12 protein-coding genes are annotated in these 18,770 nt (G+C 32.6%); 9 read left to right on the top strand and 3 right to left on the bottom strand.

Annotation, left to right across the window (positions count from 1 at the left end):
- The first annotated feature begins 4 nt into the window (after positions 1-4).
- The 7 genes from FPB0191_RS12430 (at position 5) to FPB0191_RS07080 (ending at position 11,361) form a co-directional block, all read left to right on the top strand.
- On the top strand, positions 5-136 hold the full coding sequence (locus tag FPB0191_RS12430) for a hypothetical protein (RefSeq protein WP_272866956.1): 132 nt from the start codon (positions 5-7) through the stop codon (positions 134-136).
- 55 nt (positions 137-191) lie between these two features.
- Complete coding sequence (locus FPB0191_RS07060; protein ID WP_039104949.1) at positions 192-674, top strand: hypothetical protein; 483 nt, start codon at positions 192-194, stop codon at positions 672-674.
- Between the two features lie 44 nt (positions 675-718).
- Positions 719-847 carry a hypothetical protein gene (locus tag FPB0191_RS12435; protein ID WP_272866957.1) on the top strand — a complete coding sequence of 43 codons (129 nt, stop codon included), beginning with the start codon at positions 719-721 and terminating at the stop codon, positions 845-847.
- 59 nt (positions 848-906) lie between these two features.
- Positions 907-1,386 carry a hypothetical protein gene (locus FPB0191_RS07065; RefSeq protein WP_039104952.1) on the top strand — a complete coding sequence of 160 codons (480 nt, stop codon included), beginning with the start codon at positions 907-909 and terminating at the stop codon, positions 1,384-1,386.
- A gap of 916 nt (positions 1,387-2,302) precedes the next feature.
- Positions 2,303-7,807: a calcium-binding protein gene (locus tag FPB0191_RS07070; RefSeq protein ID WP_039104953.1), complete on the top strand. Its 5,505-nt coding sequence runs from the start codon at positions 2,303-2,305 to the stop codon at positions 7,805-7,807.
- Between the two features lie 117 nt (positions 7,808-7,924).
- Positions 7,925-10,033, top strand: coding sequence for a type I secretion system permease/ATPase (locus FPB0191_RS07075; protein ID WP_039104955.1), 2,109 nt, complete (start codon positions 7,925-7,927; stop codon positions 10,031-10,033).
- The gene (locus FPB0191_RS07080; RefSeq protein ID WP_039104956.1) at positions 10,033-11,361 is read left to right on the top strand and encodes an HlyD family type I secretion periplasmic adaptor subunit; all 1,329 of its coding nucleotides are present in this window, start codon (positions 10,033-10,035) and stop codon (positions 11,359-11,361) included. Before FPB0191_RS07075 ends, FPB0191_RS07080 begins: the two co-directional genes overlap by 1 nt.
- Positions 11,362-11,714: 353 nt before the next feature.
- Here the strand turns inward: FPB0191_RS07080 and FPB0191_RS07085 are convergent, their stop codons facing one another.
- On the bottom strand, positions 11,715-12,233 hold the full coding sequence (locus tag FPB0191_RS07085) for a DUF2867 domain-containing protein (protein ID WP_052236851.1): 519 nt from the start codon (positions 12,231-12,233) through the stop codon (positions 11,715-11,717).
- A gap of 778 nt (positions 12,234-13,011) precedes the next feature.
- Entirely contained in the window at positions 13,012-13,755 is a 744-nt protein-coding gene (locus tag FPB0191_RS07090) for a DeoR/GlpR family DNA-binding transcription regulator (protein WP_039106847.1), read from the bottom strand.
- A 396-nt stretch (positions 13,756-14,151) separates the two neighbouring features.
- Between FPB0191_RS07090 and FPB0191_RS07095 the strand changes: the two genes are divergently transcribed.
- Positions 14,152-15,015 (top strand): aspartyl protease family protein, encoded by an 864-nt coding sequence (locus tag FPB0191_RS07095; RefSeq protein ID WP_039104957.1) that lies wholly within the window; start codon positions 14,152-14,154, stop codon positions 15,013-15,015.
- A gap of 333 nt (positions 15,016-15,348) precedes the next feature.
- Positions 15,349-16,224: a hypothetical protein gene (locus FPB0191_RS07100; RefSeq protein WP_039104959.1), complete on the top strand. Its 876-nt coding sequence runs from the start codon at positions 15,349-15,351 to the stop codon at positions 16,222-16,224.
- A 105-nt stretch (positions 16,225-16,329) separates the two neighbouring features.
- Here FPB0191_RS07100 and FPB0191_RS07105 read toward each other — a convergent pair whose 3' ends face one another.
- Entirely contained in the window at positions 16,330-18,762 is a 2,433-nt protein-coding gene (locus tag FPB0191_RS07105; RefSeq protein WP_039104961.1) for a formate C-acetyltransferase/glycerol dehydratase family glycyl radical enzyme, read from the bottom strand.
- Positions 18,763-18,770: the final 8 nt, after the last annotated feature.

The following is an 18,770-nucleotide window of genomic DNA, read 5'->3' on the forward strand; positions in this document are numbered from 1 at the left end:
ATATATGGCAGGACTTACAGCAACAGAAGCAGAAAAAAAATTATCTGGTATTAAGGATGCAGAGGGATTACGAAATTTAATAAACCAAAGTATATGCTATTTATTGTTAATTTATATAATCAAAATATTTAAGTAATGTAATTTAATCATTTCTATATATAAACACAAATAACTCTATTAAGGAACTTGTTATGCCATTTGTAAATGAATATGTCTCAGACGAAGATGCTCAAAAGTATGATTTAGATAATTTATGGAATAAGTACAATTACTCTTGGATACTGAAAATGCCCAAAGCATTGAATCACTTTGAGGTTCATCAACATGCTTGGTGTGTGGATAAAGAGCGAAGCTATTGGCTATTTAACTGTGGTTTTTTAAGAAATGAAAATAGTCGTTCAGGTTATCCAGAGCCAAGTAATAAAGAGGCATTTATATTACATGTCAATGGACAAAATATTGAATTTATTTTGGCTATTCATGAAATGGAAGTTACTGACTTATATCCTATACATTTTTCTTATGAGCTTGTGTCAATGGAACCTAGTTGTTTGCCAAACATATCTCGAGAACATCTGATTACCATTTTGAAAGAAGCGTTAAATGTCTTTAAATGCAGTGGCATTAGAAATTTGGAAGAGAATGCGAAATCAATTATTGAGTTAAATTTTTAGTATTTATTAGAAAATATATAATTAAAACAGAGGGATGAAATTATATGGCAGGACTTACAGCAGCAGAAGCAGAAAAAAAATTATCTGGTATTAAGGATGCAGAGGGATTACGAAATTTAATAAACCAAAAGTATCTGCTATTTATTGTTAATTTATATAATCAAAATATTTAAGTAATGTAATTTAATCATTTCTATATATAAACGCAAATAACTCAATTAAGGAACTTGTTATGTCATTTGTAAATGAATATGTCTCAGACGAAGATGCTCAAAAGTATGATTTAGATAATTTATGGAATAAGTACAATTACTCTATGCTGAAAATGCCAGAAGCCTTAACTTCCTATGAGGTCCATCAACATGCTTGGTGTGTGGATAAGGAGCGAGGCTATTGGCTATTTAACTGTGGTTATTTAATAAATAATGATAGTATTTCGGGTTATCCCGAAGCAAGTGATAAAGAAGTATTTATACTGCATGTCAATGGTCAAAATATTGTATTTATTTTGACTAACTATGGAATGGAAGCTACTGACTTATATCCTTTACATTTTTCTTATAAGCTTGTATCAATGTCACCGAGTTCTTTACCGAACATGTCTCAGGAGAGCCTGCTTAACATCTTGAAGGATGCGTTAAATATCTTTAAATTCGATGGCATCAGAGATTTAGAAGAGAATGCGAGAACACTTGTCGAATTTGATTTTTAGTATTTATTAGAAAATAGAAAATTATAAAAATAGATAATTATAACAGAGGGATGAAATTATATGGCAGGAATTTGCTAAATAACGTTGTTGAGGATAAAAGCATTTACTATATATCTCTAATGAAGTATTCAATTGTAATTTAATCGCTGGCAAACGCTTCTGGTTATAAGTTATCTCTAATTTTTACTATAAAAAACAGTTTAAATATTGAATTACCGAACACATATTCACGGCATAAATCTTTAACCGATATGCCACTTCTGCTTATTTCAAAATGACCACAATCCGACTTTCTGTCATGCGATTGCTCATCACCAAACTCCTTTGATTTGTTTTAAAAGCAATTCTACGAGAACGCAATTTTATTTAAGGTGAGCTAATTACATCATCTATATGATTATAAAAAAATAATATAAATTAACTTGACAAAACCCTTTTTTCATCACATGAAATTTACGTTTTTTTTATTTACAAGCTATTGTTAACTTATATAATCAAGTTATCTAAGTAATGTAATTAATTATTGCTAAATATAAACGCAGATAACTCAGTTGAGGAACTCGTTATGCTATTTGTGAATGAACATGTCTCAAATTAAGATGCTAAAAAGTATGATTAAGATAACTTATGAAATAAGTACTATTACACTATGCTGGAAAAGCCAGAAACTTTGAATTAATCCGAAGTTCATCAGTATGCTTGGTGAGTTGATAAGGAGCAAGGCTATTAGCTAGCTATTTTGTTGTGTTTATATAATATGAAAGCGGAATTAAATGTCTTTGAATGCAACGACATTAGAGATTTGGAATAAAGTGCGAAATCACTGATTGAGTTAGATTTTTAGTATTTATTAAGCAATATTTGATTTTTAAGATTTATTAGAAAATAAATAATTATAACAGAGGGATGAAACTATATGGCAGGACTTACACAAGCAGAAGCAGAAAAAAATTTATCGGGTATTAAGGATGCAAAGGGATTACGTAATTTAATAAACCAGCTTGACGTTAGCACCCATGGTTCAAAGACCGTACTATATTCAGATATAGTTAATGATACACAATCTAAAAATATTATTAAGAAGTTACAAAAGGATTCGAATTATCGAATTATTGATAATACAGAGGCTGCTAAATTTTTAAATACCGCTAATCAAGAAGGCTCACCTTTAAATAAAAAGTTGCGAGCTATATTTGGTTCAAATGGTAAAAAATTATCGAATCAGGCAATAGAATTCCTTTATGGTTCACAACTCAATGGTGCTCGTCAAAATAACGGTGCATGGGATGTAGTTGCTAATAACTTTGATAAAGGTGCAAAGGGTGACGTCTGCGTAATCGGCAGCATGGATTCGAAAAGTATATTTGCTCAAACCGAGTTACCCGCTTTAATGAAGAATCCGAACGTAATCAGAATCAATGGTATTGATAAGTCAATTCTTAAGCCTTTGGAAAATAATGGTTTGGAACACATTAGAAATGCTGCAACAATGAGAGATGCCATAAGAAATTCAACATCAAATAATAAAAATTGGGGAAAGTTTAAATTAAATAATAATTCGTTGAATAAATTAAAAGAACTTTATGATAACTCAGATTCTCCAACTAGAAAAAGTTTACAAGATACGGCTGACCTTATCGCAAATTCTCCTGTTAATAAGTTAGCAAATAAACTTCCGGTAATAGCCTATGTCTGGACTGGAATTGGACTTGCTGGTGCTGCAGCTGAGATTCAAACTGCAATGGATCGAGGCGATATCGATGAAGCAAAAGCAATTTTACTAGAATGGGGTGCAAAAGAAATCAATGGTACTAAATTATCAACATTATTCGAAACATTCTCGGTAGGCTCTTCTACCACGACTGTTGGAGAACAATCCTTTGTGACTGCAAGTATTGGGTTGGGTATGGGGATTGGTGCAGGTCTACTCTCCGATTCTATAATAAACTATTTTACTGTTTTACTAATTGATAACAATCGCTATGGATTGATTCAATTTTGGGATAAACTAAAAGATTATTTTTATCATACCGCAAAGCCCATTTCAGGACCTATACCAACACTATATCCTTCAATACCAGGTGCTTCTAAAACCGCTTTTTCTCCAATTATTCTTGATCTTGATCGTGATGGTATTGAAACAATCAGCAAAAATAACAATATTCACTTTGATTTAAATGCTAATCAATTTGCCGAAAATACTGGATGGGTAGGCAGTGATGATGGTTTACTAGTACTAGATCTTAATAATAATGGCATAATTGATAATGGACGAGAACTATTTGGTGAACATACGTTATTAAAAGATGGAAGTTTAGCAAAAAATGGTTATCAAGCATTAGCGGAATATGATGAAAATGGTGATGGTGTTATTGATAAAAAGGATAGTATTTGGCAAAAATTAAAAGTATGGCAAGATAAAAATAGCAACGGCTATACCGATGAAAATGAGCTAATAAGTCTGGAAAAAGCTGGTATTTCGGCTATTAGTACTAAATATTCAAAATCAGATTACACAGATAGTAATGGTAATGAATATCGTTTAATTGGTGAAATTACCTATACGGATGGAAAAAAAGGTCAATCTACCGATGTATGGTTTGCAACAAATCAAGCTAATACTATTTATACTGGTGATAAACACTATATTGAAGGTATTGAAAATTATCCGTCCATTCGGGGATTTGGCAATTTAATTAATTTATCCTATGCTTTAAGTCAAAATAATAAGTTAAAAAATTTGTTAGATAAATTTATTGCTAATCCTATTACTACTGATATTCAAGATGTTGTTGATGATATTATTTTTAGTTGGGCTAACGTTAGTCAGATTGATCCTAACAGTAGAGGTATATTCGATGCGAGGAAATTATCGGTACTAGAAATCATTACAGGTGAAAAGTATACTAATATTTATTATGGTGACAAAACCCCTCCTGTTGAAGGTTATGCTACTGATTTATTACTTGCTGAATATAATAAATTTAAACATTATGTGACAGCTAATCTTTTAGCACAAACTGAATTTAAACAAGAATTCAAATTGTTAAAAATAGATATTAATGATAATAAAGAGCCTTTTATCGATTTTTCGCAGTTAGAAAATTATTTAAATTCTAATAAAAAAAATAACGACGTTCGTTCTCTTTTGTTGCAAGAAGTTATTGATGGTTATTTAACGTATAACAGTAACGATAAATATTATCAATCAATTAAAGATAATTTAGGTCAAAATACATTATTAGGCGATAATTTTTATTTATTCGGTTTATCTGGACATACTACAGTCGAAGACACTTCTGGACGTGACAAACTATTATTTATGAATAATATTAAAGCAAAAGATATTATTTTTTCACGACAAGGGGCCAACATAACGGTTAAATCAATTAATGGCAACAGTAGTATTACTTTTAAAAATGTTTTTAAGGATGCAAAATCCGTTAAATCCGGTATAAATAACGACAATGTTATTGAGGAATTTGTGTTTGCAAATGGAACAAAACTAACCTGGGATGAAGTGTTAAAAGACCACTTAAAAATGGTTGGCTCAAATGGTAATGATACATTATTAGGCAGCTCGGGTAATGATATCTTATCCGGTGGTAAAGGGAATGACTTTTTATCCGGTGGTGAAGGCAATGATACCTACATCTTTAATTTGGGCGATGGTCATGACACCATAGATAATCAGGGGCAATTTAAGTATGTCGGTTTCTGGAGTGAAGAAAAATCAGATGTTGATATTATTCGTTTTGGTAAGGGCATACGTGCTGACATGTTACGCAGTGCTAGAAAAAACAAAGATTTAATCATATCAATTGATAAAAAAAATTCCATTACGATAAAAAATTGGTTCTCAACCGGAAATGAGCAGCTTATTGCGCGCGTTGATTATTTTGAGTTTGCCGATGGAAGTCAACTAGGCGTTAAAGAGTGGTTTGACAGTAATCCGATCATCATATCAGGTACAGAACAAGATGAAACGCTATTAAGTTCAAATTATGGTGATATTTATAGATTTGGTTACAATAGCGGTCATGATCAAGTGACCGAGTTAGGCGGCTCTGATAAATTAGAATTTCTGGATGGTATCACACTCAAAGACGTTCGATTTGCTCGGGATGGTGGCGATATCCTTATCACGCTCAATGCGAATTCAGCCTCCAGCTTTAGAATTAAAGATATTTTTTCAAGCCCACAATCCGCAGCATCTAAGATTAATAGCGACAATGTTATTGAAAAATTTGTGTTTGCAGATGGAACAAAACTAACCTTGGATGAAGTGTTAAAAGACCACTTAAAAATGGTTGGCTCAAATGGTAATGATACGTTATTAGGCAGCTCGGGTAATGATATCTTATCAGGTGGTAAAGGGAATGACTTTTTATCCGGTGGTGAAGGTGATGATACCTACATCTTTAATTTGGGCGATGGTCATGACACCATAGATAATCAGGGGCAATTTAAGTATGTCGGTTTCTGGGGTGAAGAAAAATCAGATGTTGATATTATTCGTTTTGGTAAGGGCATACGTGCTGACATGTTACGCAGTGCTAGAAAAAACAAAGATTTAATCATATCAATTGATAAAAAAAATTCCATTACGATAAAAAACTGGTTCTCAACGGGAAATGAGCAGCTCATTGCGCGCGTTGATTATTTTGAGTTTGCCGATGGAAGTCAACTAGGCGTTAAAGAGTGGTTTAACAGTAATCCGATCATCATATCAGGTACAGAACAAGATGAAACGCTATTAAGTTCAAATTATGGTGATATTTATAAATTTGGTTACAATAGCGGTCATGATCAAGTGACCGAGTTAGGCGGCTCTGATAAATTAAAATTTCTGGATGGTATCACACTCAAAGATGTTCGATTTGCTCGGGATGGTGGCGATATCCTTATCACGCTCAATGCGAATTCAGCCTCCAGCTTTAGAATTAAAGATATTTTTTCAAGCCCACAATCCGCAGCATCTAAGATTAATAGCGACAATGTTATTGAAAAATTTGTGTTTGCAGATGGAACAAAACTAACCTGGGATGAAGTATTAAAAGACCACTTAAAAATGGTTGGCTCGAATGGTAAAGATACGTTATTAGGCAGCTCGGGTAATGATATCTTATCAGGTGGTAAAGGGAATGACTTTTTATCTGGTGGTGAAGGCAATGATACCTACATCTTTAATTTGGGCGATGGTCATGACACCATAGATAATCAGGGGCAATTTAAGTCTGTCGGTTTCTGGAGTGAAGAAAAATCAGATGTTGATATTATTCGTTTTGGTAAGGGCATACGTGCTGACATGTTACGCAGTGCTAGAAAAAACAAAGATTTAATCATATCAATTGATAAAAAAAATTCCATTACGATAAAAAATTGGTTCTCAACCGGAAATGAGCAGCTTATTGCGCGCGTTGATTATTTTGAGTTTGCCGATGGAAGTCAACTAGGCGTTAAAGAGTGGTTTAACAGCAATCCGATCATCATATCAGGTACAGAACAAGATGAAACGCTATTAAGTTCAAATTATGGTGATATTTATAGATTTGGTTACAATAGCGGTCATGATCAAGTGACCGAGTTAGGCGGCTCTGATAAATTAGAATTTCTGGATGGTATCACACTCAATGACGTTCGATTTAGTCGAGATGGTGGCGATATCCTTATTACGCTCAATGCGAATTCAGCCTCCAGCTTTAGAATTAAAGATATTTTTTCAAGAGCACAATCCGCAACATCTGATATTAATAGCGACAATGTTATTGAAAAATTTGTGTTTGCAGATGGAAAAAAATTAACTTGGGATAAGGTGTTAAAAGATCATTTAAAAATGGTTGGCACGAAAAGAAATGATACGTTATTAGGTGGCTCGGGTAATGATATCTTATCCGGTGGTAAAGGGAATGACTTTTTATCCGGAGGTGCAGGCAATGATACCTATATCTTTAATTTGGGCGATGGTCATGACACCATAGATAATCAGGGACGATCTGGGTATTCGGGCTTAGATAGAGTCAAATTAGATGTGGATACGATCCGTTTTGGTAAGGGTATTCGTGCTGACATGTTACGCACAACTAAAAAAAATGATGATTTAATCATATCAATTGACGAAAACAGCTCTATTACAATCAAAAACTGGTTTTCAACGAGTACTGATACAAGGCTTCAATCTCGAATTGATGTTTTCCAATTCAATGATGGCTCTTCATGGTTAGCTGAAGATATTAATGCTCATATTAACGATGGAATACCATTACCTGTATTTTCATCGAAAACATCTCTATCTAATTTTTCATTAATGACGCAAAATATAAGTGCATTTGTTGCGTCGGAGGATGATAGTGATGTGGTTACTGGAGATTTAATGTTGGCAAATCCGCAACCACATTTTGGTTCTTCAGCCAAGATCTAATCAATGTTCAGGTGTTCTCCTAATTATTAAAGACAGCTATTAATAGCTGTCTTTTATTAATAATTGGAATCTGTTTTATCAGTATTGTGTTAGAAATAATTATCTTTGGAAAAATTGATGCAAAAAGAAAAGTATAATGATTTATGGATAGGTTTCACCATTATCGCTCAATTTTATGGAATGGCAGTTAACACTAAATCGTTACAAGAGCAATTCTATCTTGATGATAAACACGATATTTCACTCCAGTTTGTTAGAGCAGTAAAAAAAACAGGATTAAAATGTCGTTATATCAATAAATTAAATATTAAAAATAAAATTACGACCCCGATTATTGTTAATTTAGAACAACATGGTTATGTGGTTTTACTTGCAATTAAAGACGGGCAATGGCTAATTCAATCTCCTCATAAAAAACAGCCTGAAGTAATTGTGCCAGATGAACAAGAAAAAATAAGTGCTTTCTTATTCACAAAACGAATGACATGGGAATCTGTAAATCGAGAGTTTAATATCCAATGGTTTTTTCAAGCCTTTATGCGTTATAAAAAATTGATTGGTGAAATTTTATTAGCCTCATTTTTTATTCAGATTTTGGCATTAGTAACACCGTTATTTTTTCAGGTCGTTGTCGATAAAGTTTTGGCGCATCAAAGTTTAAAAACATTAGATGTATTAGCGATTGGTATGCTCACTATCGTCATCTTTGATGTAATTTTAGGTGGGTTGCGCAACTATCAAATGGCCCACACTTCGCAACGTATTGATGTCATGCTCAGTTCTTTACTGTATAAACACTTATTGTCATTACCTTTAAGCTACTTTAAATCACGTCAAGTTGGCATTACTGTTGCAAGAGTATATGAATTAAAAACAGTACGTGAGTTTTTAACGGGTAGTGCAATGACACTTTGTTTAGACATTCTGTTTGCAATCGTTTTTTTTGTGATCATGGCATTTTATAGTATTCCACTGACACTAATTGTTTTAGCATCCCTCATTCCTTATATTTTATTATCGGCTTTCATCACACCGGTTTTACGTAGGCGTCTTGATGAACAATTTCAACAAGGTGCCAAAAATCAGGCTTTTTTAGTTGAAAGTATCTCAGGCGTTGAGCAAGTTAAAGCCATGGCGGTTGAAAATCATATGACTCGTCGATGGGATGAACAAATTGCTTACTTTGTAACTAGCTGTTTTAAAACACAAAACTTAGGGAATGTTGCAGGACAGATCTCTCAACTAGTGAGCAAACTAACTAGTGTTGCTATTTTATGGTACGGCGCTCATCTAGTAATAGAAGGAAAATTAACTGTTGGGGGACTCGTTGCCTTTAATATGTTTGCAGGACAAGCGACATCGCCAGTATTACGTTTAGTTCAATTGTGGCAAAGTTTTCAACAAGTTTCGATATCTGTGAAACGACTAGGTGATATCTTAAACGTTCCTGCTGAACAACAACAAGAAAATAGCAGTGTTTTAAAGGAAATCAAAGGGCATATTCGTTTTGCTAATATCTCTTTTGCTTACAGACCGGATGCTGCACCAGTAATTCGCCGAGTGAATTTATCGGTAAACGCTGGAGAAGTTATTGGTATTGTTGGACGCTCAGGCTCAGGGAAAAGCACATTAACTCGGCTTATACAACGACTTTATACTCCGATAGAGGGACAAGTTTTTATCGATGGTATTGATATTGCACAAACCGATCCGCAATGGTTACGTAAACAAATTGGTGTTGTATTACAAGAGACACAACTCTTTAATGGCACTATCCGTGACAATATTGCGTTAGCTATTCCTGATGCTTCTCTTGAAACAGTCGTAAATGCTGCAATTATGGCCGGAGCTCATGATTTTATTAGTGAATTTCCATTAGGGTACGACACACCTGTTGGTGAAAATGGAGGGCAATTATCGGGTGGTCAAAAACAACGTATTGGTATTGCTCGAGCATTAATAACAAATCCAAAACTTCTTATTTTTGATGAAGCAACTAGCGCGCTTGATTATGAATCAGAGCAAATTATTCAAGACAATATGGCTAAAATCTGTCAAGGTAAAACTGTTTTTATTATTGCTCACCGTTTATCTACAGTCAGACAAGCGAATCGTATTATTGTGATGGAAAAAGGTGAAATTGTTGAACAAGGTTCTCATCAAATGTTATTAGAACAAAAAGGAATCTATCAAAAGTTACATGACTTACAAAGTGGGAGCCATTGATGAAGCAAAAATATCGTGATTTTTTACCTGCTGCATTAGAAGTTCAAGAGACACCCCCCTCCCCCATAGGACGATTTATTCTTTGGTCCATTGTTATTTTATTGGTAATAGCAATCGCTTGGGCATCACTTAGTAAAGTTGATATTGTCGCTGCAACAAGGGGAAAATTAGTCGTAAATGAATTATCACGGCCCGTTAATTCTGCAGTAACGGCTGAAATTGTTGAGGTGTTAGTTAAAGAAGGTGAGCATGTAGAAAAAGGACAATCTTTAATTAAATTAAACAGTGCATCATTGGTAGCACAATTGGAAGAAAATATTCTACAGCAAAAAATTAATCGTTTTCATATTGCTCGATTGGAATTGTTATATGAACACTATTTGAATCGACCTGCTCCACTCATATTATCCGATAATTTTCAACTTGAATCTCCCTTATTAGCACAACAAATTTCTATGCAACTGCAAGCAGAGGTTGAGGATGATTATAATGAGAAAGAGGTGTTTAAATTAAATCAGCAGATTATAACTGCTCAGATTGAAAATTATCAGATTCAAAAAGAAATGGCAGAAAATTTATTGCCAATTTATAGAGAGCAATATGAAGCATTAAATTCTCTCTACAAAAAGGACATGACTAGTAAAGATAGTTTGCTTGAGATTCAAAAGAAATATTTAGAAGCCAAATTTACGGTGAACAGTGCTGATGCAAAAGTTAAAGAGATGCGAGCAAATTACGCTCAAATTGATGCTCAAATCAAGTCTCATGTTGCAGATAAAATCCGAGAGATTGAACGAGAAAAAATTCAAAGATTAAATCAGAACGATATCTTATCAGCTCAACAAAAACAGCTTGAAGCACTTATTGCACAATATGAATTAAAAGCTCCGATAGCTGGAATTGTGGAATCATTAGTTTATCGTGATGCGGGGGCTGCTGTTGAAGCGCCACAGGAGTTATTAAAAATTGTTCCTGAAAATGAAAAACTCATTGCAGAAGTTTGGGTGAGTAATCAAGATATTGGTTTTTTACGTAGAAATCAATTAGCCGCCGTGAAAATCGACACGTTTGATTTTACACGTTATGGTTGGATTGAAGGCAAGTTGTTAAATATATCATCTGATGCTATAGATGATAAGGATTTAGGACTAGTCTATAAAGCGGTAATTGAATTAAGTACAAATCATTTAATTATTGATGGTCAAACTATTAAATTAGAGTCAGGCATGTCTGTTTCTGCTGAAGTAAAAACTGGGCAAAGAACCGTATTAAGTTATTTATTAAGTCCAATGATGGAAGCTTTGGATGACGTTGGTAAACAACGGTAATTTAACTTTTTATCTCCGATTTGCTTAAATTATTCTTCATACTCTGGTAATTTTTATTGTTAAATAATTAGAGGAAAATCATAATCAGCAAATGAGAAGATTGAAAAATAATAATTTTGTTTTTGATATTTAATAAAGTTTTAATGAAATAAATATACAATAACGCTAACGAATGAAGATGAAAAACAATGCCGTTGAGGAGTATTAATTGCAGCATTAGATCTTATCAAGAGAGCAATTTGTTACGATCTAATACAAATGACAACATTATTTTTTAGCATAATAAATAAGCACGTTTTCAATTTATATTTTATTAACTAAGTAAGAACGGGCAAGCTCTTGTTGCATCTTTCTCAGCTTTTATCAATATTAATATTTTTGAATAAATTAGTAACAATATATGGATGAATAATTGAAACAGGCAGCATATATAACTTACCAACGAAATTATGATTCTTAACAGATGTGATTAAATACAATTTATTTTTATCATTATTATCGACGACGCGAAGATATACACAAACATCTAGATGCGAATCCCTCACATTTAATGTTAGTGTATCTTCTGCTTTTTCTAAGACTGTAAAAAAATGAACTAAACTTCCAATTTCAGGCTCTTTCTCATCCAGTTTATCAAATCCTTTAATAGGTCTAATTCCAACTATTCGTCCAAGAAAATCTCTAATTCTAAATAATATTTCGAGCCACTTTGGTTGCTTGTAAGTCATCATTATATAACAATCATATGCGGAAATATTTTTGGAAATGTCCAAACATTGATAACTTAAATAATCTACATTGTCTGAGACAAGCGTTATTTTATTTAATAAGATATTAAGCTTTTCAATAGTCGCTTTTTGCTTCGTATTCATATGCTAATTTAACTTTTAATATTATTTATCTTAGAGATATATATTTAATAAAAAATACACTTAGAAACTCTTAAATCTACCATGAGCAACTTTAGAATCAGTTTTTAAAAAAGCTCTTTAGTAAATACCTCAAATGCGTTTAATCTTTTGAAATTAGATCTGTTATTTTTTTCGAAAAAAGAACTGCGTTATTTTTCAAGTTCATTGTCAAATTGAGTTCTTTTATGATTTAAAAAAGGTAATTCTTAAAAAATATAATAATTATACTAAAATAATATTAAATAGAACTTAGAATCTTTAGACTATCTTATTCTTTGACAAACTTCTTTTCTGTTGAGTGTGTCTTAAAATAAATCTTCTCCCCTATCGTCTTTAAAATAATGAATTGTTTTTGATCCAAGTGTATTGGTTGCGGGAATTTTTTACTAAATTACCAATTAAAGCTACTTTGTAACTTTCGTAGGTTAGTTCTTGGGTTAAATTTTTATAAATTTTATCTAAACCTAATTTAACTGCTGCCATATCACTATTTTTAAACATCAAAACATTATCGATAAGCTTATATGAATGTTTTATCTGTGTGTCAATTTTTGGCTTTTCATTATTTAGCTCAATGTTATGATAATATTCATTTCTATTTAGGTGAGAAGTTTAATCCATTCATAGACAAGATAATCTGTTATCACTTTATCATCACAACCAGATAAAATAAAACCAATCAAATTGAATGAGTACCAGGATTTATTGTGTAAGATAAATTATGGATTTTGAACGTTGATCAAGTAACTTTATCAACAATAATTTTTTTTGCCATTAGATATTGTTCATCTTTAATATTAATGGCCTGATCAGTAATTACACGGTGAATTGATTCAATCGGCGATAATTGATAGGGTTGCTTTTGACCGAATTTAGATGAATCAGTAATGATAATGTTTTCACTCGGTTTAGTTAAAATGGTATTAACTAATTCGGTGCGCATTTGGTTTCTTCCAGAAAAACCTGTAGTTTGCAAAAAACCATCAATACCAATAAAGGCTTTATCAAATTGTAGATATTTGATTGCAAGACAAGCGAGTTCGCCGACCACACTTTCACTTTTCTTCTGATACTCACCACCAATCACAATCACTTTTAAATTGGTATTTTTCAATAATTGAGCGATGTAATAACTGGATGTAATTAAAGTAATACGACGAGTGTAGGCTAAATGCCTGGCTAACAAGGCGTTAGTACTTCCACCTTCAATAAAGATATGTTCATCGTTATTAACTAGCGATGCAGCATATTCTGCTATCTTTTGTTTTAGTGGGAACTTTATCTTCATTCGAGCATCAAGATTATCACTATCGACCGCAACAGCGTAACCATGCTCCCGCTTTAAATAACCATTTTGCTCTAAAAAATTAAGATCATGACGAATTGTCACAACTGAAACATTAAGTTGCTCTGCTAGTGCATTGACACTAATTTGATTCACTTCATTTACTGTATAAATAATCTCTTGTTGCCGTTCATTCATTAAATAAAGCATACTCACCTGTTATTCATTCGTCATATCAATATACTGAAATATGAATAAATATTTCAGATAAAGATAGTAATGAATCAAAGCTAATTTGTCATTATAAAAGTAGCAAAACCTAAAAAAGACGTTAGTAGATTTTTTAAATTTGTTTATAAATTAAATTAGATTTTGTTTTTTCAATAATATTAACTTGTGTTTCCGTTGTACGTATCTTAAAGATACGTAATAATCTGCTGTAGCACCAAAAATAAAATCATGATCTAGAATTTATGTTGTTGTATAACAATTAGAAACTATTAAAATGACTAAAAAACAAATGATCAATAATAAATATTTTTTAGTATTTTCAAATCAAAAGATATATTAGGAATGAGAAATGAGGATAGTTCAGTGAATAAAAAAATACTATTTTTAATCATGTTGTTTATCAGTCACTTTGCACAAAGTACTGAAGTCACTTGGGATCTAACTTTTGATAGCAAATATAATTTACCGTTAATAATGATGGATTATCAAGGTGAAAAAATTGCAATGACGTTGGATACAGGTTCTAAAACAGCTTTACATCTACCAATGGATTTAATTAATAAGATTTCTAATAAAACGGAAAATTCTAAAAGAAACAGATCGATTGATCTTTCTGGTAATGTCACAGAAGCTAAATCATTTACTGTCAATAAATTAGAATTAAATTCTTTTACCTTTAATAAGGTGGAAGTGGTCGAATATAAGGATTGGGGATTATTTATTTCAAGCGATCCGACTTATGATGATAGTGGGGATAAAGATGAAGATAAATCTGTTATTGGGCTTGGGTTGTTTGATGGTTACGTATTAACTATCAATTATCCGGAAAGTAATATAACGATATCAGATGATATTTTAACTGATTTAAATCCGAAATGGATTTCCATTCCCTTTGAATTAAATGATGAAGGTTTGGTTGTCAATCTATCCGATGGGATAAAGAATTATAAAATGGTTTTAGATACTGGGGCAACGGTATCACTTATCAAAGAACAATCACTTTCACCAGAATCAATTAAAATAAGCGATCCTGAAGATTATTTTGAATCTATATTACTTAATGTGAATAATGTCGCTAATGATAGTGTTCTTCCCATGATAATTGATTCTATTCCTGATGAATTTCAATCTGATGGATTATTAGGTGCTGATTTTTTTAGTAAAAATAGAGTTAAAATTGATTTTAAAAATAAGCAAATGTGGATTCAACCCATTACAACAAAATAATTTTATCCTAATATTAGTAATTAAATCATTTAAGAAGACCAACGAGAGTAGTTCTTCAAATTACAAGTTTATAAATTATCCATTAATAAGATAACATGTCCTGTTTTTGCGATAATATTATTTTAAGTATGAAGTGTCAGAGTAATCAAGACCATTCAATAATCGCTTACATGAGTAACTAAATTAAAATAAACAAACCTTATTGTTGCACGAGGATTTGAAAGTATAGATAAAGCTAATAAAATAGCGATATAAGATGGTTATCAGACACTTTTATGGAATATACATATCCAAGAGTGAAAAATAGAATAATAAAGCAATAAGGATAATTCAATGAATAAAAAATTACTATCTTTAATAATATTATTTATAAGTAATTTTGCTCAAAGTGCGGAAATAACTTGGGATCTAGTTTTTGATAACATCTATAATTTACCTTCAATAATAATGGACTTTCAAGGTGAAAAAATGCCCTTGATATTGGACACGGGATCTAAAGAAGCTTTACACCTTCCAATAGCTTTAATTAACAAAATTCCTAATAAAACTGAAAATTCAGAGAAAGTAAGATCGATTGATTTATCAGGTAATATTAAAGAGGTTAGATCGTTTATTGTCGACAGGTTAGAATTAGATTCTTTTATTTTTAACAATATACAAGTCCTTGAATATAAAAGTTGGGGCTTATTCATATCAAGTGATCTTACTAAGAGTAATCCTGATAACGAGGAAATTGATGCAGAAAGTTCAGTGATTGGGCTTGGCCTGTTTAAAGATTACGTATTAACTATTAATTATCCTGAAAATAAAATAACAATATCAGATAGTATAAATATTTCTGATGATTTAAATAAAAATTGGATATCTATTCCCTTTTATTTAAATAGGAATGGATTAGTTATAAATATGTTTGATGGTTTAAACAACTACGAAATGATATTAGACACAGGCGCTACAATATCAATCATAAAAGAAGAATCACTCTCACCTTTTTCAAGTAAATTTACTGAACCTGAAGATAATTTTAGATATATATCACTTGAAATGACAGACGTAGCTAGTGATAAAATTAAAGCAGTTATAATTGATTCACTTCCTGATGAATTTGAATCTGATGGGATAATAGGATTTAATTTTTTTCGTAAGAATATAGTTAAAATTGATTTTAGAAATAAGCAAATGTGGATTCATCCTATTGTTACAGAATAATTTTAAATTAATAAACTTAATTAAATTAGAAAAAAAGACCTACATTAGTAGGTCTTTTAGATAATTATTACTGCGTAATTAATGTTTTAAATAACAATTAATGGTTTAAATAACATGCTCTGTTCGGGCAATAATATCATCTTGTGTATCAGGTGATAGTGCGGTGAAGAATGCCGAATATCCAGCAACACGTACAACTAAATCACGATACTGATCCGGATGTGCTTTCGCTGCAAGTAAGGTATCACGCGAAACAACGTTATATTGAACATGCCATCCTTTATGAACTTCAAAGAATGTTCTTAACATCATCATGAGTTTTAACTTATCACGCGGATTATCTAAAGTTGATGGATTGAGTTTTTGGTTTAAAAGCACGCCACCAAGAATCTTATCCGTTGGTAATTTACCTAATGAGTTAAATACTGCTGTTGGTCCTAAAGTATCAGTACCAGATGATGGGCTAGCACCTTCTGCTAATGGTGTCCATGCTTTACGTCCATCAGGTGTTGCTGCAGTTTGTGCACCAAATGGGACATTGGCAGAAATAGAAGACGTTCCCGCATAATATGTACCACCAATTGGACCACGACCATAACGAGGGTTACGATAATTTTTTAATTCATCAATATAGTAGTTGTATAGTTCAGCTAAAAGATAATCCACTTCATCGTTATCATTACCGTATTTCGGGGCATTATTGAGTAGACGTTGACGTAATTGTTCGCCCGCAGAACCTTCAAAGTTTTCAGCTAATGCTTTAGCTAAATCAGATTGTTTGATGATATGTTCATCAAAAATCAATTTTTTAACTGCTTCTAAGCTATTGGTAGTATTTGCAAGTCCTACTTGTAAGCCTGATACCCAATCGTATTTAGCACCGCCCGCTTTAAGTGTTTTACCACGTTCAATACAATCATCAACTAATACTGAGCAAATAATGTCATGCGCATTTTCTTCTAAGATAGTATCAATCACATACTCAATTTCGATCGATTTTCGTGTGTAATAACGAATTTGTTTATCCCATTGGGCTTTGACTTCATCAAAACTTTTGAAGTTATTTTTACTGAGTGCTTGTTCTTGCGGTAAGTAAACAACGCCACTGGTTGCATCTTTACCACCTTCTAAGGTTGCTAATGCAACACGAGCAAAGTTAATAAAGCTCATCCCTGTACAACGATAACCCCATTTACCTGGTACCGCAGTTTCAATACAGCCGATAGCAGAATATTGGTAAGCGTCCTCACGTTCTACACCGAGTTTAATAAATTCAGGAATAACGATTTCGTCATTATTAAACGCTGGCATACCAAAACCACAACGAATAACTTGTACGCAAGCATCTAAAAAGTCATCACTCATTCCAGCATGATAGCGTACACTTAAATTAGGTTGAGTTGATTTTAATCGTCCACAAGACTCTAAAATAGCATAAGATAATGAGTTAACTGCATCAACAGCGACATCATCTACCAGCTTTTGACCACCAATCGTCACGTTCTGGTACATCGGACTACCGGCTGAGCTTTTAGAGTGTGAGCCTGAACGGATTTTATTGACTTCTAACAGTTTCAACCAACAACTGTGTAATAACTCAATGGCTGCTTCGCGAGATAAAGTTTTATCTTGTTCAACATCTTTTTCGTACCATGAAGAAAGATATTGGTCCATGCGACCAAATGATACAGAGTGACCATTTGATTCGATTTGTAACAATAACATAACAAAATAGCATAACTGAATAGCTTGCCAAAATGTTTGCGGTGGTTTATGAGCGATAACATCACAGTTTTTAGCTATTTGTAATAACTCATCTTTACGCCACGAACGTTCTTCTTTAGTAGCCATTTCACACGCTAATTCGGCATAACGTTCAATATATTTACTCATGGCTTGCATTGAGATTTCAGATGCTTTTAAAAAGTGATCTTTATGGAAATCGTCAAAATCTGTAGTATTAATTCGACTACGACGTTCTTTAATTTTGTCAATAATTCCATCAATCCCTTTTTCCAAAATAAATGGGAAATTAACGGCAAGATGAGCATCACCAGAGTTCATATTTCCTTCGGCTTTGATCATAACTGTATCAAGTAATGATTTGTGTTCATCACTGAATAATGCATAACAGCGATCAAGTACAGTTTGACCGTGCCACCAAGGACAAACGCGATGAAGAACTTCTTTGTCATGGTCAGTGACTTCAAATCCTGCACCAGGACGATCACCTAATACATCGATTTCTTTTTCAACCCAGCCAACAGTGTATTCCGGAAATATTGGCGCAGCTCTCGGTGCGCTCGCTTGGTTACCAACAATTAATTCGTCGTGTTTTATCCAAATTGTTTTTTTATTTAGATGATTGGCTAATGCATATGCACGACGCAATACGACGGGTTGTGCTAAATGTTCTTGATAAGATTCGGTATAATGCTCAGCGCGTTCAACACAAATTGGTGGTTTAATAATATGGATTAATGCATTTTTATGTGCTTTAATCCGTTGTGTAACTGTAGTAAGGTCTAGATCAGACATAGGGATCT

The sequence above is a fragment of the Frischella perrara genome, from assembly GCF_000807275.1.
In the GTDB taxonomy this organism is placed as follows: Bacteria; Pseudomonadota; Gammaproteobacteria; order Enterobacterales; family Orbaceae; genus Frischella; species Frischella perrara.